Origin of the sequence: Pseudomonas syringae group sp. J309-1 (assembly GCF_032582135.1) — a bacterium.
In the GTDB taxonomy this organism is placed as follows: domain Bacteria; phylum Pseudomonadota; class Gammaproteobacteria; order Pseudomonadales; family Pseudomonadaceae; genus Aquipseudomonas; species Aquipseudomonas quasicaspiana.
On sequence record NZ_JAWHNU010000050.1, the window covers coordinates 1 to 19919 of the forward strand.

Sequence of the window (19919 nt, forward strand, 5' to 3'; positions counted from 1 at the left end):
CCTGGTCGTATGAGCAAGGCTGGGAACGCCTATTTGAGGTCTGCGATGTTTATGCCCTCTATGACAGCGGTGCGTTGTGATCCTTACGTGAAGGCGTTTTTCGAGGCGCTAGTGAGTCGCGGCAAGAGAAAAATGCAGGCGATCTGCGCCGTGATGCGCAAGTATCTGACCGGACTCTGGGCATGCATGCGCTCGGGAGAGGATTTTGATACGGCCAAGCTATTCAGCGAAAAACACTTCGTGAAAGCTTGACCGGCAACAGAGTATCTACAGGTCCACGCAATCAATCTTCCCCATCCCCAATCATCTTGCGCAGCAAAAACAGCACCGCCACACGCTCGGCTGGGTTGAGGTTCCTCATGGTCAGCTCGGTGATTTGCGCGGCGTGAGGCACGGTTTCCTGGACCAGTTGCCGGCCGCTGTCGGACAGGCCAACGATGACTTTGCGACGGTCCTCGGGATCGGGCTGCAGGGTAATCAGATCACGCGCTTTCAGTCGCTCGACGATCCCGCGAATCGTGGCCTGATCCACCGCCGTCGCCTTGACCAGTTCAGTCAGGGAACTGGGACCGCGATCACGCACGGCGCACAGGGTGACAAACTGCACAGCGGTCAGCTGCGAGTCGCCGACGTTCTGCTGAAAAATAGCCATATGCCGCTGATAGGCCTTGCGCAGCAAATGGCCGACCTGTTCGGAGAAGGTGTAATTGTTCTGGGTGTCTGGTGTTGGATCGGGCACGGCGTGGCTCGGGGCAGGAGGAAAAGAGGGTTACGTTAACCTGTGGACGCGGAATTAGAAAATCTTAGAGAGTGCAGGCTCATGTGGGAGCGAGGCTTGCCCGCGATGAGGGCCACACGGTCTCATGACAAACCTCAGTGTCCTTATCGCGGGCAAGCCCAGCTCCCACAGGAGGAACTGCTTCTCATGAACTTATTGCGCCAAAGAAGCCTCTGGCGCAACCACTTCCCCGCCAAGCACCACGGCCTTGTCATCCAGATAGATATCGCAACGGCGTAGCGGGATGTCCATGTGGCACGGCGTCTTGCGGGTGCCGCCAACTTCAGTATTGGGGCCGGTGGAGAACAGGAAGTTGCCGTAGAACGCCCGGGCATCCATGCACATGCCGTCGTTCTTGTCGTGCAGGCCCATGGCAGTCCACTGCGCGCGGGGCTGCAGGCCCCAGCCAATGTGGGAGATGCCGTACACCTCGGGATCATTGAAATACTTCATGTAATCGCGCAGGTATTCGGCCTCGAAACCACCCTTGATCTCGGTAATAAAACCCTTGTCGATTTCCAGAATGATCTGTTCCCGGGAGTAATTCTTGAACGGCAACAGAATATCGCCGACGTCAATAACCAGCACGCCTTCGGCGGTTTCCTCATTCGGCCATGAGAACAGAAAGCCGCTGGGCCAGTGATCCCAGCGCCCCGGCTCATCGGCAAACCCATACTCGGTGACGGACGGATACTGTCCGAGCTGCGCGCGGAAATCGCTGCCCGCTTTGGACTTCACATGGATGGAACGGGCCTCCTTGAGGACCTGCTCAGCGGCCATGACCCGCTCCTTGTCGGCCAGGGTCGGCAGCATGCGGGCCAACACTTCCGGGGGCTCTACCGCGAGCAAAATCCGGGTGCCGGTCTTGAGGATCTGCTCCTGTTCCGGTGAGTGCAGCAACATCATGGTGTCGATCACCAGATCCGCCGCCTCAAGCGCCCGTTGCGCTGCGAGGTTGCCGGTCAGCGCGGTGTCGCCGCAATAAGCGGTCATGTCGTTGCCCATGGCCTTGGGGTGGTTGAACGACGGCAGTTCAACGGCGTACACCTTCGCGCCCAGACGCTGGGCAGCCTCCATCGCAGCGCGCACGGTTCTGGGGTTTGAATAATGGCTCTTGAGCACCGCCACGCTCTGGGTCGCATCGACCTTCGACAAGGCCAGCACGTGCTCGAACATCTGGGTCAATTCGCAATCGCTTACCGCCATTTCATTTCTCCTTCGTCGTGCCTCGACGCTGTGATGTTTCGTATCTGCTTTCGCCGCCCTCACGCACCAAAGAAAGGCGCAGCGCTACAAGTCAGTGCATTTTTATAGTGTGTACACCCTATATTTACGATAAGACATCAATCGGAAGCGGTCTGCAATAGCCACGCCATATTGTTACCCAGCCACACAAACCAATAAAACAAAGGTTACATTGGGTGACATCGAAAAATAACCCGCGAATTATTTTTTTCGGCAAAGCTATTCCAATCAGAAAAAAAGAGCGTATACACTTTAAAAACACCTCGGGACGAACAACGCCCCCGACCGTCAAAGACTCTGCTACGAAGGAAACAGCCCATGCCAGATACGCAAAAGATAGCCATCGTCGGTGCAGGCCTGGGTGGGGCGGCAGCCGCCACGCTGTTGCAGCAGGCGGGTTTCAAAGTCGACATCTACGAGCAGGCGCCCGAGTTCTCGCGCATCGGTGCCGGGATCCATATGGGCCCGAACATCATGAAAATCTTTCGCCGCATGGGCATCGAACAACAGCTCAGCGACATGGGCTCGCACCCTGACTTCTGGTTCAGCCGTGACGGTGCCAGCGGCGATTACATGTCACGCATCCCGCTGGGTGAATTCGCGCTCAAGGAATACGGCGCGGCCTACATCACCGTGCATCGCGGCGACCTGCATGCCTTGCAGATGTCGAGCATTGCGCCCGGCAGCGTGCACTTCAGCAAATGTCTGAGCACCCTGGAGGAAACCGCCAATGGCGTGCGCCTGAGCTTCACCGACGGCACCACCGCCGAGGCGGATATCGTGATCGGTGCCGACGGCATCAACTCGAAAATTCGCGAAGAGTTGCTCGGTCAGGAAGCACCGCTGTACAGCGGCTGGGTAGCTCACCGGGCGCTGATTCCCAACCACGTGCTGAGCAAGTACAACCTGGATTTCGAGAACTGCGTGAAATGGTGGAGTGCCGACCGGCACATGATGGTCTACCACACCACAGGCAAACGCGATGAGTACTACTACGTCACCGGCGTGCCGCATCCTGCGTGGGAGTTCGAGGGCAACTGGATCGACAGCAGCCGCGAGGAAATGTACGAAGCGTTTGCCGGTTACCACCCCACCGTGCAGGCGTTGATTGAGTCCAGCGAAACGGTGACCAAGTGGCCGCTGCTCAATCGCAATCCGCTGCCAATCTGGAGTCGCGGGCGCATGGTGCTGCTGGGCGACGCCTGCCACCCCATGAAGCCGCACATGGCCCAGGGCGCAGGCATGGCCATTGAAGACGCCGCTATGCTGACCCGTTGCCTGCAAGCCACCGGCCTGAGCGATTACAGCACCGCGTTCGACCTCTACGAAACCGCCCGCAAGGACCGTGCTTCGCGTGTTCAAGCCGTCTCCAACGCCAATACCTGGCTGCGCACTCAGGAAGATCCGGCCTGGGTGTTTGGTTACGACCTGTATGGCCACGAACTGAAATCGGCGGTGCCAGCGTGAGTACTTTTATCCACGGCGGCAACGTCCAGGCCAACGGTATCCGTCAACATTACTTGCGCTACGGCGGCCAGGCGCACAGCAACAAGCCCGCGCTGATTCTGATACCAGGCATCACCAGCCCGGCGATCACCTGGGGCTTCGTTGCTGAACGGCTGGGTCAGCATTTCGACACTTACGTGCTGGACGCCCGAGGGCGTGGGCTCTCCTCCACGGGCCCGGAACTTGATTACAGCGTCGACACCTGCGCCGATGACATCTCGGCGTTTGCTGCTGCCATGAATCTTGATGCCTATCATTTGGTCGGTCATTCCATGGGCGCACGTTTTATCGCCCGCAGCGCTGTGCGCCAACCTAAAGGCCTGCAAAAGCTGGTGTTGATTGACCCACCCGTCTCAGGCCCGGGCCGTCGCGAATATCCGTCAAAACTGCCGTGGTACGTGGACTCGATTCGTCAGGCGCAACTGGGAATGGACGCAGAGGCCATGCGTGCGTTTTGCGCGACCTGGACCGATGAGCAACTGCAACTGCGCGCCGAATGGCTGCACACCTGTTACGAACCGGCGATCGTCCGCGCCTTCAATGACTTTCATGAGGTCGATTTTCATCAGGACCTGCCAAAGCTGCCGGTGCCTGCACTGCTGATCGTCGCAGGCCGTGGCGGTGTGATACTGGCCGAAGACGAAGCGGAAATCCTTGAACTGCAACCGGACATGCGCATCGCTCACGTGGCGAACGCCGGGCACATGATCCCCTGGGATGATCTGGAAGGGTTCTTTGCAGCCTTCGGTGACTTCCTCGGTGAAACCATCGCCTGAATCTGCAGCCTTGAGCGGAACCGAAAACGGAGTGCACGATATGAGCGAGCAACAATCTGCCGATGCCAACTATCAGGGCGTCTGGGGTCAGCGTATTGGCTTTGGCAACAAGCCAGCCTTGTTGATGATCGACTTCATGCAAGGCTACACCCAACCGGGCGCGCCGTTGTATGCAACGGGCGTGGTGAGTGCCGTGGCCGAGAGCGTCGAATTGCTGGCCTGTGCCAGACAGAACGGGATACCGGTGGTGCACACCAATATCCGCTACCATGCCGGGCATTTTGCTGACGGCGGTATCTGGGTCAAGAAGGCACCGGTGATGAAAGACATGGTGGAAGGCAACCCGCTGGCAGCGTTCTGTGAAGAGGTTTTGCCCAACGCCGACGAGGTGGTGATCAGCAAGCAGTACGCCAGTTCGTTTTTCGGCACCAGTCTGGCATCGATGCTGCACGCACAAGGGATCGACACCGTGGTGCTGGCCGGTTGCTCGACCAGCGGCTGCATTCGGGCAACGGCAGTGGATGCGGTTCAACACGGTTTCCGAACCATCGTGGTCCGCGAATGTGTTGGCGACCGCCACCCCGCTCCGCATGAAGCGAACCTGTTCGACATCGACAGCAAGTATGGGGATGTGGTTAACAAGGTGGAGGCGATGAAGCAGTTCTCGAAGTAATGGATCACCTGTAGGAGCTGCCGAAGGCTGCGAATCGCGGAGTATCAGGAAAACCCTTTCGCAGCCTTCGGCAGCTCCTACAGAAAACTCATGAACCGTTAAGAACCAGGCCATAGAGCGCTGGTCAGGCCGACACTGGCCAAACCCACTGGGCAGACGCTTCGCAAGAGCGCTTTCCAGTCTTCTGACACTGCCTTTGGAAGCCGCATGCCAGCGCTGCCGAAGTGCCTGATACATGCGGCTAAACAAAAACGATAGGTTCCGCCAGGAGACCACCATGCCCTCTGCGAATGTGAATACCACGGCGACTGACATCGCTGACCCCATCAAAGCGATGTACCGCAAGATCACCTGGAAGCTGATTCCGTTCCTGTGCTTCTGCTATCTGGCTGCCTATCTGGACCGGATCAACATTGGCTTCGCCAAGCTGCAGATGCTCGATCAACTGCACTTCAGCGAAACCGCGTTTGGCCTGGGTGCCGGGCTGTTCTTCGTCGGCTATATCCTCTTCGAAGTGCCCAGCAACCTGGTGCTGGAAAAGGTCGGGGCGAAGATCTGGATCGCCCGGATCATGATCACATGGGGTCTGCTCTCGGCCTGCACCATGCTGGTCACTACGCCCATGCAGTTCTACATTCTGCGTTTTCTGCTGGGTGCCGCTGAAGCCGGTTTTCTGCCTGGTGTGCTGTTTTACCTGACCACGTGGTTCCCCACGTATCGACGCGGACGCATCATTGCCCTGTTCATGATCGGCCTGCCCTTGTCGAGTGTGATCGGCGGTCCGCTGTCCGGCTGGATCATGGGTCACTTTGATCAGACGGCCGGATTGCGCGGCTGGCAGTGGCTGTTCATCCTTGAAGCGATCCCGAGTGTGGCGCTGGGCATCCTGACGTTCTGGGCATTGCCGAATAACCACAATGAAGCCAAATGGATGAACGCCGAAGAAAAGACCTTGCTGGAAAGCGAACTGCGTCTGGACGAGGCCGAAGCCAAAGACAGCAAGCACAGCTTCCGCGACGGCTTCTTCAATCTGAAAGTGTGGATGCTCGGTGGTATCGACTTCTCGATCCTGCTCAGCGCCTATGCCATGGGTTTCTGGATGCCGACGTTCATTCGCAACGCTGGCGTCGTCGATACCTTTCACATTGGCGTCTTGACCGCTTTGCCAAGTATCGCGGCATTGCTGGGCATGCTGCTGATCGGGGCCAGTTCGGACCGCCATCGCGAGCGTCGCTGGCACATCATCGTGCCGTTCCTGATCGGCTCGGTGGCCATGGCAAGCAGCACATTCTTCACTCACAACCTGGTGGCAACGGTGGCGCTGTTTGCTATCGCTTCGGCAGCGATTATCGGTGCGGTGCCAGTGTTCTTCAGCTTGCCTGCTACCTTCCTCAAAGGCCGCGCCGCCGCTACAGGCTTTGCGCTGGCGTGCTCACTGGCGAACATCGCCGGGCTGGTCAGCAACTCGCTGATGGGCATGGCCATCGACATCACCGGCAGCAGCGCTGGCGCCATGTGGTTCTTCGCCGGGTGCCTGATTTTGAGCAGCTTTCTGGTGATTGCGCTGCCAGCCAAGCTAGTGAATCGCTGAGGTCATGAGCCACACCAAATATCGGTAGGAGCGAACTTGTTCGCGAGACGCCAGACCTGCGAACACAGAGATAAAGCCTCGCCAACAAGTTGGCTCCTACCGGTCATTCGTTTGCTGAACGACTGCGCTACCCCACCAAATCAATCAATTGCTCACGCTGCGCGCCGGTCAGCATCGGGCCGAAACCGGCGCCCGCATTTTCCAGCATGTATTTCGGGTTACCAGTGCCGGGGATGACACACGTTACGGCCGGGTTTGCCAGCAGGAACTTCAGAGCCAGCTGCGCCCAACTGGTCACACCCACTTGCGCAGCCCAGCCGGGCAAAGGCTTGCCCTTTAACCGGCCTAGCAAGCCACCACCGCCAAACGGCCGGTTGCAGATCACCGCTACGCCCTTCTCCCTGCACAGCGGCAGGATTCGCTTCTCGACCGCACGATCATCCAGCGCGTAATTGATCTGCAAAAAATCCATCTGCTCAGCCTTGAGCACCGCTTCCACATCGTCATACGCCGACGACGTGTAATGGGTGATGCCGACATAACGAATGCGCCCTTCTTCCTTCCATTTACGCAACGTCGGCAAGTGGGTTTTCCAGTCCAGCAGGTTGTGAATCTGCATCAGGTCAATACGGTCAGTCTGCAGCAGTTTGAAAGACTCCTCCATCTGCTGAATCCCCTCCTGACGACCGCGGGTCCAGACCTTGGTGGCCAGAAATGCAGGAGAACGGGGTTTGTGTATCGACAGCAGTTCACCGGTGGTCTGCTCGGCACGACCATACATGGGTGAGCTGTCGATCAGCGTCCCGCCTTTTTCAAACAGCGCATCGAGCACAGCGGCCAAACTCTTGTAGGCCGGACTTGAAGTAGCGACATCAAAACCGCGGTAAGTACCCAGCCCGACCATGGGCAGCGGTTCGTTGCTCGACGGGATGGCTCGGGTCAGCATGGTGTTTGCTCCTGTATCCAGGGTCGAGGGCGACGTTGGCGACGTTGGTGACGATAACGACGGTGGACTGGACTGCGCAGCAGCCGAATCGAAAGTGAACACCGCCGAAGCACCAGCGGCCAGAGTCAGTATTTTTCTTCGTGTAAAAACAACAGGGTGCGTCATGGAGTTCCCCTTTTTTGCTGATGCCTGTCCTGGCACCGTTTGAGTGATCGACTCGAATGACGAGTACCGGTTCAGCAGTAACTGTTTCGAAAGGTTGAACGACGGGCGACAGCGGCACGTCAGATCTTTATCGACTCACTGACAGGTACAAGACCATGGACAAAATGATCACTGCGGATCAGCTGGCTACCACTGACCTTAGAACAATCAATGAAATCTGGCTGAGTGGATCCACCGAACTGTGTTTATGGCGCGCCGAACAGGTGTTCACCCACGATATGCTCAGCGAAGGCACTCACGACCAGAACAGCAGTCGCCTGTGGGTGAAAGTGGGCGACACCGAGGATCAGCCAACCGTGTTCGACATTGAGGCCACAGTCCGGGATTTGCTGAAAAACATGGGCATGGAGGGTGAATTTTATCCGGCGGAGCAGGCGAATACGCGCGGGTAACAGAATCGCGTAGATCAATTGAAATGCGATTCTATGTGGGAGCTGGGCTTGCCCGCGATAATCTGTAAACCCAATCGCGGGCAAGCCCAGCTCCCACATAGAAACGCGTTTCAAATCTATTTTTATCCAAATTATTGATATTAAAAGGGAACAATAATTAAAAATAAAAAACTCACCGCCCTTCAACGCCCAACTGCTTCCACATCTTTTTGGTAATCCGCTGACGATTGGCATAGCCCTTCCACGGATCGGCCTTGAGCTTGCGCAAGCGCTGTTGCAGGTTGCCGATGTTCCATTGCTGCGCTGACTTCAAGCCTTCCAGCTCCTCGCGGGCCACGGGGACCGAAACCGGCAATCCAGGCCTGGCGCGCGCCGAATAGGCGGTCACGGTGCTCGCGCCCCGGCTATTGCGCAGGTAATCAATGAAGATTTTCCCGACCCTGTTTTTCGGCCCCATGGTCGCGGTAAAGCGCTCCGGCAATTGCCTGGCAATGAATTCAGCGATGGCCTTGGCGAATGCTTTCACTGTTTCCCAGTCTGCCTGACGCTGTAATGGCACGATAATGTGCATGCCCTTGCCGCCACTGGTCTTGATAAACGCCTGCAGGCCTAACTCATCCAGCACTGCCAGGGTCATTTGCGTGGCTTCGATCATGCTACGCCACGGCAGCGCGTCGTCAGGGTCAAGGTCGAGCACGAAGTGGTCAGGGGTTTCGATGCGATCACTGGTCGCGCCCCAGGTGTGCAATTCGATAGTGCCCATTTGCGCAGCGCCCACCAGTGCTTGTACGGTATCGATTTCCATCAGGCGTGCATGTCCCGGGTCCAGTTCAGGCTCAAGTTGCTTGATGTTGGGAATGGCGAGCTTTTCAGAATGCTTCTGGAAAAACTGCTCTCCCGCGACACCTTCCGGGCAGCGCAACAAGGATACCGGACGACTTTTCAGATACGGCAGGATCCAGTCGGCAATCTCTTCGTAGTAATGCGCGAGCTCGGCTTTCTGCGCGCCACTTTCTGTATCGATCACCCGCTCTGGGTGGCTGATATTCACATCGGCAATCACTACCCGGCCTTTGCTCACAACCGAGGGTTTGTCAGCCTCTGCGGGTTTGGATCGAGATGGCTTTTTGAGTTTTTTTGCCGCCTGCGGATACTCATGAAAGACCTCACTGGCAGGCTTGTCACTGCGCAGCGCGATGAACGCGGCCTGCCGGATAATCCCTTCCCGCGTCCATTCAGCAAACTCCGCCTCACAGACCAGTTCAGGCTCAATCCAGTGAACGCCACGCCCTTGAGCACTGGTGAGTTTTTTTGCCAGCGGGGAGGATTCGCGCTCCAGCTTTTTCAGGCGTTCGCTTATCTGTTTGAGTGTCCGCTCGGAAAAGCCCGTGCCGACTCGACCGGCATACACCAGCCCCGAGTCCTCATCGTCTCCGTTTACCGCCAGCAACAATGCACCAAAGCCGCTGCGGGAACCTTGTGGCTGGGTAAAGCCGACAATGACGAACTCCTGGCGCAAGCGGCATTTGAGCTTGATCCAGTCCGGGTTGCGTTTGCTCAGATATAGACTGCCCGCCCGCTTGCCAATAACGCCCTCCAGCCCCATGGCGCTTGCGCTCTCGACAATGTCTTTAGGACGGGACATGAATGCATCCGAAAAGCGCAACAGCTTGCTACGGCTTTTGCCGAGCAGCTTTTTCAACGCAGCGCGGCGCTCCTCCACCGGGGTTTCCCGCAGATCCTGCCCTTCAATGAAGGGGGCATCGAAAAGGAAATACACCACGTCTTTACTGCGCCCGACCTCAAAAGCATTTTGCAGAGCCTGAAAATCCGGCAAGCCTTCGTCGTTGAGCATGACCATTTCGCCGTCGAGCCAACTGTCTTTGGGCCCCAACGACTGCAGCGCTTTGGCCTGCAACGGTAGACGGTCGGTCCAGTCATTGCCATTACGACTGAACAGCCGCACCTCCCCGTCAAGAATCCGGGTCATGATCCGGTAACCGTCGAACTTGATTTCGTAAAGCCAGTCGCCGGCGGGTGGCGCATCCACCAGCGTGGCGAGTTGCGGGGCGAGCGTTTCAGGCACGACGCTCGCGGCCTTGCTGGCCTTTGCAGGTTTAGTCTTTGCAGTTTTGGCATTGGCAGCTTTGGTTTTAGACGTCGTCGCTTCAGCCGGGGCCGCTTTTTTACTCGCCACCGGTTTGCCCACCAGCTTGCCGCTGATCACGCTTTGCGGCTGATCGGCCACTATGTCGTACTCAGCGCCGGGCCTGGCAATCTCGTCTTTCTCTTTGATCAGCAACCACTGTTGCTTGTCGCTACTGCCTTTAAGGCGAGTGCGGACCAGCGCCCACTCACCGGTGAGTTTCTCCCCGACCAGGGTGAACTTGAGCTTGCCGTCTTTGTAGGTTTGCTGCGGATCACCATGGGGCTGCCAGATTCCGCGATCCCAGACGATCACGTCACCGGCACCGTACTGACCTTCAGGAATACTGCCTTCGAAGCTGCCGTAACCCAGCGGGTGGTCCTCAACGTGGACCGCCAGACGTTTATGGGTCGGGTCAAGGCTCGGCCCTTTAGGCACCGCCCAGCTTTTCAGGGCGCCATCCAGCTCCAGTCGAAAATCGTAGTGCAGGTTGCGCGCATCGTGCTTGTGAATCACGAAACTCAGGGCGTGAGCCGATTTACCTTTTTTAGCATTGACCGGTGCCTCGGCAGGTTCACTGGTGATATCAAAATTACGTTTGCGTGCGTATTCGCTGGGCTGCTTGGCCATGGATGATCCTCTGCGACGTCAGGCAATACTCCTCAAGATGCCTTGGTGGTTTTCTTGCGAGGTGGTGTACGACGTTTGGCCGGGGCCTTTTCTGCAGGCTCGGCTTTTTTGGCGGCAGGTTTTGCCGGTTTTTTGCTGACCGACCCTTTACCCGCAAGGCTGCGTTTAAGCAATTCGGTAAGGTCGATGACATCAGCGCTTTTGCGATCAGTGTCTTCAGGCTCGGTTTCGACACTTTCGAGCTTGCCTTCCCGGGCCTTGGTTTCCACCAGCCCCATGATTTGATCCTGGAACGTGTCGCGGTAGTCCTCCGGCGTCCAGTCGGCGCTCATGTCTTCCACCAGCCGCTTGGCCATGGCCAGCTCGCTTTTATTGAGCTTCACGTCGGTCACCGCATCGGTCAGTTCCAGAGTGTCCAGACCACGCACTTCCGACGGCCAGCGCAGTAAAACCAGGACCATGGCTGATTCCAGCGGCATCACTGCAGCCAGATGCTGGCGGGTATGCAGGACCACATTGGCGAGCGCGACTTTTTTGGTTTGCACGAGGGTTTCGCGCAGCAATGCATAAACCTTTTCACCCCGTTTGTCGGGGGCAAGGTAGTAAGGTGTCTCGATGTTTTGCAGCGGAATCTGATCACCCGCGACGAAACCGAAAATTTCAATGGTCTGGGTCGACTTGGGGTGGGCGGCGCGAATCTCTTCTTCGCTGAGGACCACGTAGCGGCCCTTCTCGTATTGCACGCCCTTGACGATGTTCTCCTTGGTCATCTCTTTGCCGGTGACCTTGTTGATGCGCTTGTAGCCCACCGGATCCATGCTGCGCTTGTCCAGCCAGTCAAAATCCACCCCCTGTGAAGAGGTCGCCGAAACCAGCGCGACGGGGATATGCACCAGCCCGAAACTGATCGCGCCCTTCCAGATTGCCCTTGCCATCGCCTGATTCCCTTTATGAGGTGTTTAGAGTGACCGGGGCGATGGGACAAAAGTTTCGAGGGGAGTGACGGGGTGTTGTGAAGCACGAAAAAACCCGCCTCAGCGGGTTTCTTCAACGCATTCAGCTATGACCTTACCCGACGCGGGGCACGAATGCTCCGGGATCGACGTGGAACCGCGCTGCAAGCCGGGCGACCATCTCGATGGTCAAACGACGCTGGCCGCTGAGAATGCGCGACACCACGCTTTTATCACCAATTTCCGGAAGATCTGCACCGGTTAACTGGTTTTGCAGCATCAATGCCTTGAGCAGGTCCACTTCCGTCAACCCGGCTATACGCGCATTAAACGCTGAAAACTGCGGCGCTTTGCTTTCATAACGCTCAACGGTGTCACAAAGAATCTCGAGTAAATTGCTTTCGACAGATGTCAGTTCCTGACCATCGGTGAGTTCATCGATAACCTTCAACGCCTGTTGATAGTCCTCGGGCGAATCAATGTGATGCATGAAGTGCGCGCCCAGACGATCCATGTCCAGGCGAAGTGTTTCCATACGCTGTGCCAATTCGCGAATGGCTGTTTTATCTACGGTTCGTTCAGCTGATGCAGGACTCATGGTCGGATCCCCGTCTTCTGCTTTTGGTACCACTTGTTGGCCTTGGTGTATTCGGCATGGGTGTAGATGTGCTTCACGAAAACAAGTTGCTTGCTGAATTCAATAGCGGCAATCAAACGCAAATTGTTGCCGCCGATATCGATCACGTACCAGCCGTTTCTGTGGGTGAAGCGATCCAGCGTATTGAATGTACTTTTGAGTTCGCTGGAAGTCTCGGCTATTGACCTGCACAGCAAGCGATAGGTGGCATCAAGGTTCGCAGCATCATTGGGATACCGCCTTGAAGCGTCATCAAACGCAATCTTCTTGAAAACCCTCATCCATCATCCCGGTTGAATTTTTGGCAACCTTAGATATTCGTTGCCAAACTGTCAACCTGCTCGTTTGGTTTGCCCCCTTAAAAAATGGACGCTGCGTGCCAAGAAAGCTCATATTCGATAAAGATATAAAAATATGGATATCCGTTCTTTTGAGGAATAAATCCTTGCATTTATAACTAGCCACCTACTGCTGGCTGAGCAACAGCCATCCAACACATCAGCGCCGCGTGCGGCTCAAGGGTTTTGTCATGGATGTTTTCTGGTTTCTTCCGACTCACGGCGACGGCCATTTTCTGGGTACCACCAAAGGTGCTCGTCCGGTGACCTTGAACTACCTCAAGCAGGTGGCTCAGGCAGCGGACGATCTGGGCTACTACGGCGTGCTGATCCCGACCGGGCGCTCCTGTGAAGACTCTTGGGTGATCGCTTCTGCGCTGGTGCCGCTGACTGAAAAGCTGAAGTATCTGGTGGCGATTCGTCCGGGGATCATTTCACCGACTGTCTCGGCGCGTATGGCGGCAACCCTGGATCGTTTGTCTGGCGGCCGCCTGCTGATCAACGTGGTAACCGGCGGTGATCCGGACGAAAACCGCGGTGACGGCAGCTTCCTCGATCACAGCGAACGCTACGAAGTCAGCGATGAATTCCTGCAGATCTGGCGTCGTGTTTTGCAAGGCGAAGCCGTGGATTTCGAAGGCAAGCATCTGCGCGTACAAAACGCCAAGGCGCTGTATCCGCCGATTCAGAAACCTTATCCGCCGTTGTACTTCGGGGGCTCGTCCGAAGCCGCCCATGAACTGGCTGCAGATCAAGTGGATGTTTACCTGACCTGGGGCGAACCGCCAGCCGCTGTCGCTGAAAAACTCGCCGATGTCCGCGAGCGCGCAGCACGTAAAGGTCGCACGGTGAAATTCGGTATTCGCCTGCACGTTATCGTCCGCGAAACCAGTGAAGAAGCATGGAAAGCGGCCAGCACGCTGATCGAGCACATCAGCGACGAAACGATCGCGGCTGCACAGAAATCCTTCTCGCGCTTTGACTCCGAAGGCCAGCGCCGCATGGCAGCCTTGCACGATGGCCGTCGGGACAACCTGGAAATCGCTCCAAACCTGTGGGCAGGCGTGGGCCTGGTTCGGGGTGGCGCGGGTACTGCTTTGGTCGGTAATCCGCAGGAAGTCGCCGAACGCATCAAGGAATACGCCGATCTGGGAATCGAGAGCTTCATCTTCTCCGGCTACCCGCATCTGGAAGAAGCCTACCGTTTTGCCGAACTGGTTTTCCCGTTGCTGCCCGAGCCGTATCGCAGCCTGGCCGGACGTGGAATCACCAACCTGACCGGACCGTTCGGGGAAATGATTGCCAACGATTTACCGCCGCAGAAATAGGCAGTTAACGAGAACTGACATCGCGCTTTCGGATAGCGTCGCCAGCCGGGTAAACGCGATCCGGTGGGAGCGAATTCATTCGCGAAGAGGCCGGTACATCCGCTGGAGATTCGTCGACAGCGCTATCCCGGCCGCTTTCACAAGCTTGCCTCATACAAGAAGTGATCACCATGCAGCTACTGACCCTACCGCCGAACCCCGCACTGGCGACTTCAATCCGCGCCACGGCCCAGGTGTTCGAAGACCCGAAATCAAAAGCGTTGCTGGCTCACCTCAAGCAGGTCGCACCCAGCGACGCCAGCGTATTGATCATTGGCGAAACCGGCACCGGCAAGGAGCTGGTTGCGCGGCATATCCATAGCCTGAGCGAACGTCGTAACCAGCCGTTCGTTGCCGTTAATTGCGGCGCATTTGCCGAGTCACTGGTGGAGGCCGAGCTGTTCGGCCACGAGAAAGGTGCGTTCACTGGCGCCTTGAACGCCAAGGCCGGCTGGTTCGAAGAGGCCAATGGCGGCACGCTGTTTCTCGATGAAATCGGCGATCTGCCCATGCCGATTCAGGTCAAGCTGCTGCGGGTGCTGCAAGAGCGGGAGGTCGTAAGGCTGGGCTCGCGCAAAAGTATTCCCATCAATGTCAGGGTACTGGCGGCAACCAACGTGCAGTTGGAGAAAGCGATCAATGCCGGGCATTTCCGCGAGGATCTGTATTACCGACTGGATGTGGTCAACCTCGAACTGCAACCGTTGCGCGAACGTCCCGGCGATATCCTGCCGCTGGTCAGGCACTTTATCGACGCCTACAGCCTTCGGCTGGGATATGGGCCGATCCGGATTACCGCCGAAGCCGAGCGCAAACTGCAAAGCTATAGCTGGCCCGGAAATATTCGCGAGCTGGAAAACGTCATTCATCACACGCTGCTGATCTGCCGTGATGGATTGATTCAACGTGATGACCTGCGTCTGTCGAATTTGCGTATCGAGCGCCAGGACGATCAACCTGCAAACGACGAATCTGTCGACGCACTACTGGAGCGAGCCTTCCATAAACTGTTCGAGGAACAGGCTGGGGCGCTGCACGAAAAAGTCGAAGACGCGTTGCTGCGGGCAGCCTACCGCTTCAGTCACTACAACCAGGTTCACACCGCCGCATTGCTGGGCTTGACCCGCAATGTCACTCGCACCCGCCTGATCAAGATCGGGGAACTGGCGGTGAACAAACGACGGCCCGGCGAAAACTTGCAGGGTGACCGGGTGATGCAGGTTTCAGTCTGAACAGTGCTCTGCCTGTCAGCTTCTGGCCTGGATAGTCCGAGAGACCTGCCAGCTATTGAAGGTCACTGCACTGACCTGATGCCGACGCAGCAACGTCATGAAATCCTGCTCATTCGCCTCGGCATTGAGCAGCGCCTCTTCACTGGCTCGCCGTGATCGCCAGAGCGTCTGCCCAAGCACTCTGCAGCCGTCATCGCTGGCCTGAACGGTGGCACTGATAAAACCGGGATACGTGCAGGTATAGCGCTCGACTTGCTCGGTCAGGGCCGTTACCAGTCCGGATTGTTGAGCGGGACTTACGGTGAATTCAATGAGCTGGTTGAAGCGAAGATTCTCTTCTGCTGACGCCATGACTGCCTCCCGTCAAACAAAAATATAACTACCTGATTTTTAATTGCTTTTACTGTAGGAGTGAGCTTGCTCGCGATAGCGTCGGGGCAGGCGATAATTTCTCAACCGATCTACCGCTATCGCGAGCAGGCTCACTCCTACAGAACCCCATATTGGCTGTGCGACAGCACTGTGTCCCCGGTCCAGCAGGATGAACTTTGTTCGCGAGACGCATGACGTGGTTCATCAGGCAGATCGTCTCGCCAACACGTTGGCTCCTGCAGGGGACTGTGTTTGCCGTGATAACGGAGTATTGCCAACCGAGGCCTCGAAGGGTAAAACCTCTACTTAACTAGAGGTCAAGCAGTCACTTATGATAACCAGCAAAAAATCTGGCCCTGCGAGTAAGCAGTTGACCGTCGGCCAATTGGCGGCCCGCAGTGGGGTTGCGGTCACCGCCCTGCACTTTTATGAAACCAAGGGGTTGATCAGCAGCCAGCGCAATGCGGGCAATCAACGCCGCTACCCCAGAGAAATGCTGCGGCGAGTGGCTCTGATCAAGGTCGCCCAGCGACTGGGTATCCCGTTGGCCAGCATCCATGCCGCCCTGCAAACACTGCCGGAAAAACGCACGCCGACTGCGGCTGACTGGAACAAATTGTCGGCCCAGTGGAAGGAAGAACTCGACGACCGCATCGCGCGCCTGACAGACCTGCGCGATCAGCTCACCGGTTGCATCGGCTGTGGCTGCCTGTCGATGCAAGCCTGCCCGCTGCGCAACTGGGGGGACAAACTGGGCGAACAGGGAAATGGCCCGGTTTTGCTGGATCAGGATTGAAGAGTTTCAGCGCCTGTATCGTTTCCGGACCTGAGGCCGCTCCAACAGGCGTTACTTCGTTGGAGCAGGGCTTGGTCTGGGCCGCATCCGGACGATATAGGCGTAAGGTCTTAAGCCAAATGAGTTCCGACCAACCGCCCCGCCAACGCCTTGGCTTGCAGCGCTACATCCGTCACGGCCGTACTTTCCCACCACAGCCCCCGCAATGGCGGGCCCATGGCGAACAACCGGTCAGACACCCGCCCTTGCGCATCCAGCACCGCTCCGCCCTGGTCGGCGGCGATGCCCAGCGCCAGCGGGCCAGGTTGAATCAGACCTCGCGCCAGCAGTTGTCGAGGCAAAGGCCGATCCACGCGTCGCCAGTCGTATTCGATGCCCGTGGAATTGATCAGCGCATCCCCCACGATCGTTGAAGTTTCACCCTGACCACGGTGTCGAATACGAATTTGTAATTGGCCCGAAGGCAGGACCTCAAACCCTTGCAACGAAGCGGCCTGAATCGTCACTCGTCCTTGATCAATCAGTTGCGCAAGCAGTGCAGCGCTCAGCGGCGGTGAGCGATGGTGATGGCTTTCCCACCATGGCCGCACGTGGCGCACGAACTGGCGGCGCTGCACATCCGGGGCCTGATGCCATAACCGGCCGATGTTAGCCCGCACGGTATCCAGTGGCGCTTGCCAGTCGACTCCCCTTTCAATCGCCTGCGCACATTGCTCGCGCACTTTGCGCAGCAACTGCCGAGGGCTGCGAAGGGTGTGATCTTCGCCGAGAAAATCCACCCAGACTGGCGGCTGCCGACGAACATGAGGCAGCAACCCATGCCGGGAAAATATATCGACAGGGCCGCGATGCCCTGACTGCTGCAACGACACCACCGCATCGACCATGGTCAGCCCGGAACCAATGATCAGCACCCGCGCCTGCGGATCGAGTTGCCGCATCGCGCTGACATCCCACGGATCTACCGCAGCAGCATTCAGTCCGTCGGACTGCCGTTGCGGGGTGCGGGACGCGGCGTACATTCCGGTAGCCAAAACCGCAAAACGCCCGTGCAGGGACTGACCGTCCGCCAGACTCAGCGTCACCCCCTGCGCCTGGGTTTCCAGGTCGACCACCTCACCGCGCACATGCTCGACACTTGAACCGTAACGCGAGCCAATTGATCGAGCCTCGGCCAGACGCTGCTGCACATACAGGCCAAAAATACCCCGTGGCGGAAACAGCTCAGCCACGGGCACATCCTGCTCAAAGGATTCGGGCCAGCCACCTTCCGCGATGAATTGCGTCAGCCATTGGGTCAAGTCGTCGGCGTTGTCCGGATCGACACTCATGCGCGCCGCGTTGCCATTGAGCGTATGCCCCAACTCCGTGGCGCTGTAGGCCTCGCCCCGGCCCAGTTCGCTACGCGTTTCAATGATAGAGATGCGCCGGTTGCCCGGCAGGCGCAGCAACTGAACCGCCAGCATGCTGCCGCTCAGGCCGCCGCCAATAATCAAAACGTCAGCCGGGTGTTTGTCGCTGGAACTCATAGATCAGGTTCGCTCTTCTAAAATCTCAAGCCGGGGTCGATATCAACAGTGCGTTCAATGCACAGCCCGTGCCCGCGGCTCAATCCCGCTGTTCACGACAGATCAGCCGCGCGCCGTTATTGAATAAGATGCTGAGCCAACACAACTGTTGATTACCTGTTTATCAGGCAACAGCTCACAGCACGACGTTACGGACGAATCGCACCCGGACCTGCCCGTCGTTGCGATAACTGTGGGCCTGGTTGCTGGCAAACATGAAAAACTCCCCCGGACCGACTGCCTGTGTGCGCTCCACCAGAATGACGGTCAGGTGCCCTTCGACCACATAAACCTGATCACTCCAGCCGTCAGGATCGGCCTCGGACTGATACGCCTCTCCCGGCTCCAGACAGAACTCCCAGAGTTCGACTTCACGTCTGGCTGTGGCTTTGGCCAAAAGGACTGCACGGCTGCCCGGTATCGATCCGGCCCAGGCCACCTCGTTGATGCGACTGGGGTCACGATGCTCAGGAGCCTGAATCAGATCGCTGAACGCTACATCCAGCGCTTCGGCGACGCGATCAAGGGTCGCAAGGCTGACGTTTTTCTCCCCCGCCTCAATGGCCACCAGCATGCGCCGACTGACCCCGGATTTTTCCGCCAGCGCGGTCTGGCTCATGTCCTGCCCGTTGCGCAACCGTCGCACGTTTTGACTGACGTGCTGCAAAACCGGGGCGCGTTGCGAATTATCGTTGCTCAATATTTTATTCTCTCGAAATCATTGCGCAGTATACTGCCCAGCTTTAAAACTCAGGTCGATGTATCACGCAAGCCTGTAAACGCCAGTGAGAAGCATGAAGTCTACCTCTATCAAGCCCCGTATCAGCAAAGCTGAAGTTGTACTGATCCTGATCACCCTGCTGTGGGGCGGCACATTCCTGATCGTACAACACGCCATGACCGTCAGCGGCCCGATGTTTTTCGTAGGCCTGCGCTTTGCAGCGGCGGCAATCATCGTCGCGCTGTGTTCGTTAAGCGTGTTGCGCGGCATGACCCTGCTTGAAATAAAAGCCGGGGTCGCGATCGGTGCGGCCATCATGCTTGGCTACGGATTACAGACCATCGGTTTGCAAACTATTCCCAGCAGCCAGTCAGCTTTTATTACGGCGCTTTATGTCCCTTTCGTACCGCTGCTGCAATGGCTGGTACTGGGACGTCGGCCGGGGTTGATGCCCAGCGTGGGGATCTGTCTGGCCTTTACCGGGCTGATCTTGCTGTCGGGGCCATCCGGAGCAAGTCTGCAATTCAGCGCGGGGGAAATAGCGACGATCATCTGCGCGATTGCAGTGGCCGCCGAGATCATCATGATCAGTGCTTACGGTGGCAAGGTCGATGTGCGCCGGGTCACCGTGGTGCAACTGGCTACCGCTTCATTGCTGTCATTCCTGATGATCGCACCGACGGGCGAGGCCTTGCCGGATTTTTCCTGGATGCTGGTTATCAGCGCGGTGGGGCTCGGGGCCATGAGCGCAGTGATTCAAGTGGCCATGAACTGGGCACAGAAGACCGTTTCCCCAACCCGCGCCACTGTAATCTATGCCGGTGAGCCGGTGTGGGCCGGAATCTTTGGTCGCCTTGCCGGTGAGCGCCTACCCGGCGTCGCGTTAATTGGCGCAGCGCTCATCGTCGCGGCGGTGATCGTCAGTGAAATGAAACGCCGCACTGCATCGACCACGGCATCCACTGAAGAACAGACCGGAACCGACCCGGTGTTTAAAGAAACGGATTAACACGCGAAAAATCCGGCT

The 19919-nt window shown here is 57.5% G+C and carries 20 protein-coding genes; 10 read left to right on the plus strand and 10 right to left on the minus strand.

What is annotated here, in order from left to right:
• Positions 1 to 252: transposase (locus tag RX972_RS22225; RefSeq protein ID WP_316878527.1), on the plus strand; the 252-nt coding region annotated here is incomplete at its 5' end.
• 31 nt (positions 253 to 283) lie between these two features.
• Here RX972_RS22225 and RX972_RS22230 read toward each other — a convergent pair.
• Positions 284 to 739: a MarR family winged helix-turn-helix transcriptional regulator gene (locus RX972_RS22230; protein WP_316878530.1), complete on the minus strand. Its 456-nt coding sequence runs from the start codon at positions 737 to 739 to the stop codon at positions 284 to 286.
• Positions 740 to 931: 192 nt separating this feature from the next.
• The gene (locus tag RX972_RS22235; RefSeq protein ID WP_255886568.1) at positions 932 to 1984 is read right to left on the minus strand and encodes a 2,5-dihydroxypyridine 5,6-dioxygenase; all 1053 of its coding nucleotides are present in this window, start codon (positions 1982 to 1984) and stop codon (positions 932 to 934) included.
• A 357-nt stretch (positions 1985 to 2341) separates the two neighbouring features.
• Between RX972_RS22235 and RX972_RS22240 the strand changes: the two genes are divergently transcribed.
• The 4 genes from RX972_RS22240 (at position 2342) to RX972_RS22255 (ending at position 6569) form a co-directional block, all read left to right on the plus strand.
• Entirely contained in the window at positions 2342 to 3490 is a 1149-nt protein-coding gene (locus RX972_RS22240; protein WP_122805569.1) for an FAD-dependent monooxygenase, read from the plus strand.
• On the plus strand, positions 3487 to 4305 hold the full coding sequence (locus tag RX972_RS22245) for an alpha/beta fold hydrolase (protein ID WP_027900729.1): 819 nt from the start codon (positions 3487 to 3489) through the stop codon (positions 4303 to 4305). The genes RX972_RS22240 and RX972_RS22245 overlap by 4 nt, the downstream gene beginning before the upstream one ends.
• 40 nt (positions 4306 to 4345) lie before the next feature.
• Positions 4346 to 4978: an N-carbamoylsarcosine amidohydrolase gene (locus tag RX972_RS22250; RefSeq protein ID WP_316878536.1), complete on the plus strand. Its 633-nt coding sequence runs from the start codon at positions 4346 to 4348 to the stop codon at positions 4976 to 4978.
• Positions 4979 to 5255: 277 nt separating this feature from the next.
• Positions 5256 to 6569 (plus strand): MFS transporter, encoded by a 1314-nt coding sequence (locus RX972_RS22255; RefSeq protein ID WP_027900727.1) that lies wholly within the window; start codon positions 5256 to 5258, stop codon positions 6567 to 6569.
• A 127-nt stretch (positions 6570 to 6696) separates the two neighbouring features.
• Here RX972_RS22255 and RX972_RS22260 read toward each other — a convergent pair whose 3' ends face one another.
• Positions 6697 to 7680: an aldo/keto reductase gene (locus RX972_RS22260; protein WP_099269844.1), complete on the minus strand. Its 984-nt coding sequence runs from the start codon at positions 7678 to 7680 to the stop codon at positions 6697 to 6699.
• A 155-nt stretch (positions 7681 to 7835) separates the two neighbouring features.
• Between RX972_RS22260 and RX972_RS22265 the strand changes: the two genes are divergently transcribed.
• Positions 7836 to 8132, plus strand: coding sequence for a hypothetical protein (locus tag RX972_RS22265; protein ID WP_231667532.1), 297 nt, complete (start codon positions 7836 to 7838; stop codon positions 8130 to 8132).
• 172 nt (positions 8133 to 8304) lie between these two features.
• Here RX972_RS22265 and ligD read toward each other — a convergent pair whose 3' ends face one another.
• The 4 genes from ligD to RX972_RS22285 all read right to left on the minus strand — a co-directional run bounded on the left by ligD (position 8305) and on the right by RX972_RS22285 (position 12779).
• Positions 8305 to 10908 carry a DNA ligase D gene (gene ligD / locus RX972_RS22270; protein ID WP_316878541.1) on the minus strand — a complete coding sequence of 868 codons (2604 nt, stop codon included), beginning with the start codon at positions 10906 to 10908 and terminating at the stop codon, positions 8305 to 8307.
• A gap of 32 nt (positions 10909 to 10940) precedes the next feature.
• Entirely contained in the window at positions 10941 to 11843 is a 903-nt protein-coding gene (locus RX972_RS22275) for a Ku protein (RefSeq protein ID WP_027899379.1), read from the minus strand.
• Positions 11844 to 11976: 133 nt separating this feature from the next.
• On the minus strand, positions 11977 to 12459 hold the full coding sequence (locus RX972_RS22280) for a type II toxin-antitoxin system HigA family antitoxin (protein ID WP_122705020.1): 483 nt from the start codon (positions 12457 to 12459) through the stop codon (positions 11977 to 11979).
• Positions 12456 to 12779, minus strand: a complete 324-nt coding sequence (locus tag RX972_RS22285) for a type II toxin-antitoxin system HigB family toxin (protein WP_122705022.1) — start codon at positions 12777 to 12779, stop codon at positions 12456 to 12458. The genes RX972_RS22280 and RX972_RS22285 overlap by 4 nt, the downstream gene beginning before the upstream one ends.
• 248 nt (positions 12780 to 13027) lie before the next feature.
• On the opposite strand from RX972_RS22285, the gene ssuD reads away from it, so the two are divergent.
• Positions 13028 to 14164, plus strand: coding sequence for an FMNH2-dependent alkanesulfonate monooxygenase (gene ssuD / locus RX972_RS22290; RefSeq protein WP_231667530.1), 1137 nt, complete (start codon positions 13028 to 13030; stop codon positions 14162 to 14164).
• A 170-nt stretch (positions 14165 to 14334) separates the two neighbouring features.
• On the plus strand, positions 14335 to 15435 hold the full coding sequence (locus RX972_RS22295) for a sigma-54 interaction domain-containing protein (protein WP_049826831.1): 1101 nt from the start codon (positions 14335 to 14337) through the stop codon (positions 15433 to 15435).
• 15 nt (positions 15436 to 15450) lie between these two features.
• On the opposite strand, the gene RX972_RS22300 is transcribed toward RX972_RS22295, so the two are convergent.
• Positions 15451 to 15786, minus strand: a complete 336-nt coding sequence (locus RX972_RS22300) for an antibiotic biosynthesis monooxygenase (RefSeq protein WP_316878545.1) — start codon at positions 15784 to 15786, stop codon at positions 15451 to 15453.
• Between the two features lie 352 nt (positions 15787 to 16138).
• Between RX972_RS22300 and soxR the strand changes: the two genes are divergently transcribed.
• Positions 16139 to 16603 carry a redox-sensitive transcriptional activator SoxR gene (gene soxR, locus RX972_RS22305; RefSeq protein WP_231677200.1) on the plus strand — a complete coding sequence of 155 codons (465 nt, stop codon included), beginning with the start codon at positions 16139 to 16141 and terminating at the stop codon, positions 16601 to 16603.
• 110 nt (positions 16604 to 16713) lie between these two features.
• Here the strand turns inward: soxR and RX972_RS22310 are convergent, their stop codons facing one another.
• Together RX972_RS22310 and RX972_RS22315 are read right to left on the minus strand one after the other, a co-directional pair.
• On the minus strand, positions 16714 to 18132 hold the full coding sequence (locus RX972_RS22310) for an FAD/NAD(P)-binding protein (protein ID WP_263271528.1): 1419 nt from the start codon (positions 18130 to 18132) through the stop codon (positions 16714 to 16716).
• 175 nt (positions 18133 to 18307) lie between these two features.
• Positions 18308 to 18871 carry a helix-turn-helix domain-containing protein gene (locus RX972_RS22315; protein WP_122397959.1) on the minus strand — a complete coding sequence of 188 codons (564 nt, stop codon included), beginning with the start codon at positions 18869 to 18871 and terminating at the stop codon, positions 18308 to 18310.
• A 94-nt stretch (positions 18872 to 18965) separates the two neighbouring features.
• Between RX972_RS22315 and RX972_RS22320 the strand changes: the two genes are divergently transcribed.
• Positions 18966 to 19901: a DMT family transporter gene (locus RX972_RS22320; protein ID WP_316878546.1), complete on the plus strand. Its 936-nt coding sequence runs from the start codon at positions 18966 to 18968 to the stop codon at positions 19899 to 19901.
• Positions 19902 to 19919: the final 18 nt, after the last annotated feature.

Excerpts from the sequence above, each read along its gene's own strand:
- RX972_RS22235 (WP_255886568.1), bottom strand. The coding sequence starts at position 1,984 with ATGGCGGTAAGCGATTGCGAATTGACCCAGATGTTCGAGCACGTGCTG.
- RX972_RS22240 (WP_122805569.1), top strand. The coding sequence starts at position 2,342 with ATGCCAGATACGCAAAAGATAGCCATCGTCGGTGCAGGCCTGGGTGGG.
- RX972_RS22250 (WP_316878536.1), top strand. The coding sequence starts at position 4,346 with ATGAGCGAGCAACAATCTGCCGATGCCAACTATCAGGGCGTCTGGGGT.
- RX972_RS22255 (WP_027900727.1), top strand. The coding sequence starts at position 5,256 with ATGCCCTCTGCGAATGTGAATACCACGGCGACTGACATCGCTGACCCC.
- RX972_RS22260 (WP_099269844.1), bottom strand. The coding sequence starts at position 7,680 with ATGACGCACCCTGTTGTTTTTACACGAAGAAAAATACTGACTCTGGCC.
- RX972_RS22265 (WP_231667532.1), top strand. The coding sequence starts at position 7,836 with ATGGACAAAATGATCACTGCGGATCAGCTGGCTACCACTGACCTTAGA.
- ligD (WP_316878541.1), bottom strand. The coding sequence starts at position 10,908 with ATGGCCAAGCAGCCCAGCGAATACGCACGCAAACGTAATTTTGATATC.
- RX972_RS22275 (WP_027899379.1), bottom strand. The coding sequence starts at position 11,843 with ATGGCAAGGGCAATCTGGAAGGGCGCGATCAGTTTCGGGCTGGTGCAT.
- RX972_RS22280 (WP_122705020.1), bottom strand. The coding sequence starts at position 12,459 with ATGAGTCCTGCATCAGCTGAACGAACCGTAGATAAAACAGCCATTCGC.
- RX972_RS22285 (WP_122705022.1), bottom strand. The coding sequence starts at position 12,779 with ATGAGGGTTTTCAAGAAGATTGCGTTTGATGACGCTTCAAGGCGGTAT.
- ssuD (WP_231667530.1), top strand. The coding sequence starts at position 13,028 with ATGGATGTTTTCTGGTTTCTTCCGACTCACGGCGACGGCCATTTTCTG.
- RX972_RS22295 (WP_049826831.1), top strand. The coding sequence starts at position 14,335 with ATGCAGCTACTGACCCTACCGCCGAACCCCGCACTGGCGACTTCAATC.
- RX972_RS22300 (WP_316878545.1), bottom strand. The coding sequence starts at position 15,786 with ATGGCGTCAGCAGAAGAGAATCTTCGCTTCAACCAGCTCATTGAATTC.
- soxR (WP_231677200.1), top strand. The coding sequence starts at position 16,139 with ATGATAACCAGCAAAAAATCTGGCCCTGCGAGTAAGCAGTTGACCGTC.
- RX972_RS22310 (WP_263271528.1), bottom strand. The coding sequence starts at position 18,132 with ATGAGTTCCAGCGACAAACACCCGGCTGACGTTTTGATTATTGGCGGC.
- RX972_RS22320 (WP_316878546.1), top strand. The coding sequence starts at position 18,966 with ATGAAGTCTACCTCTATCAAGCCCCGTATCAGCAAAGCTGAAGTTGTA.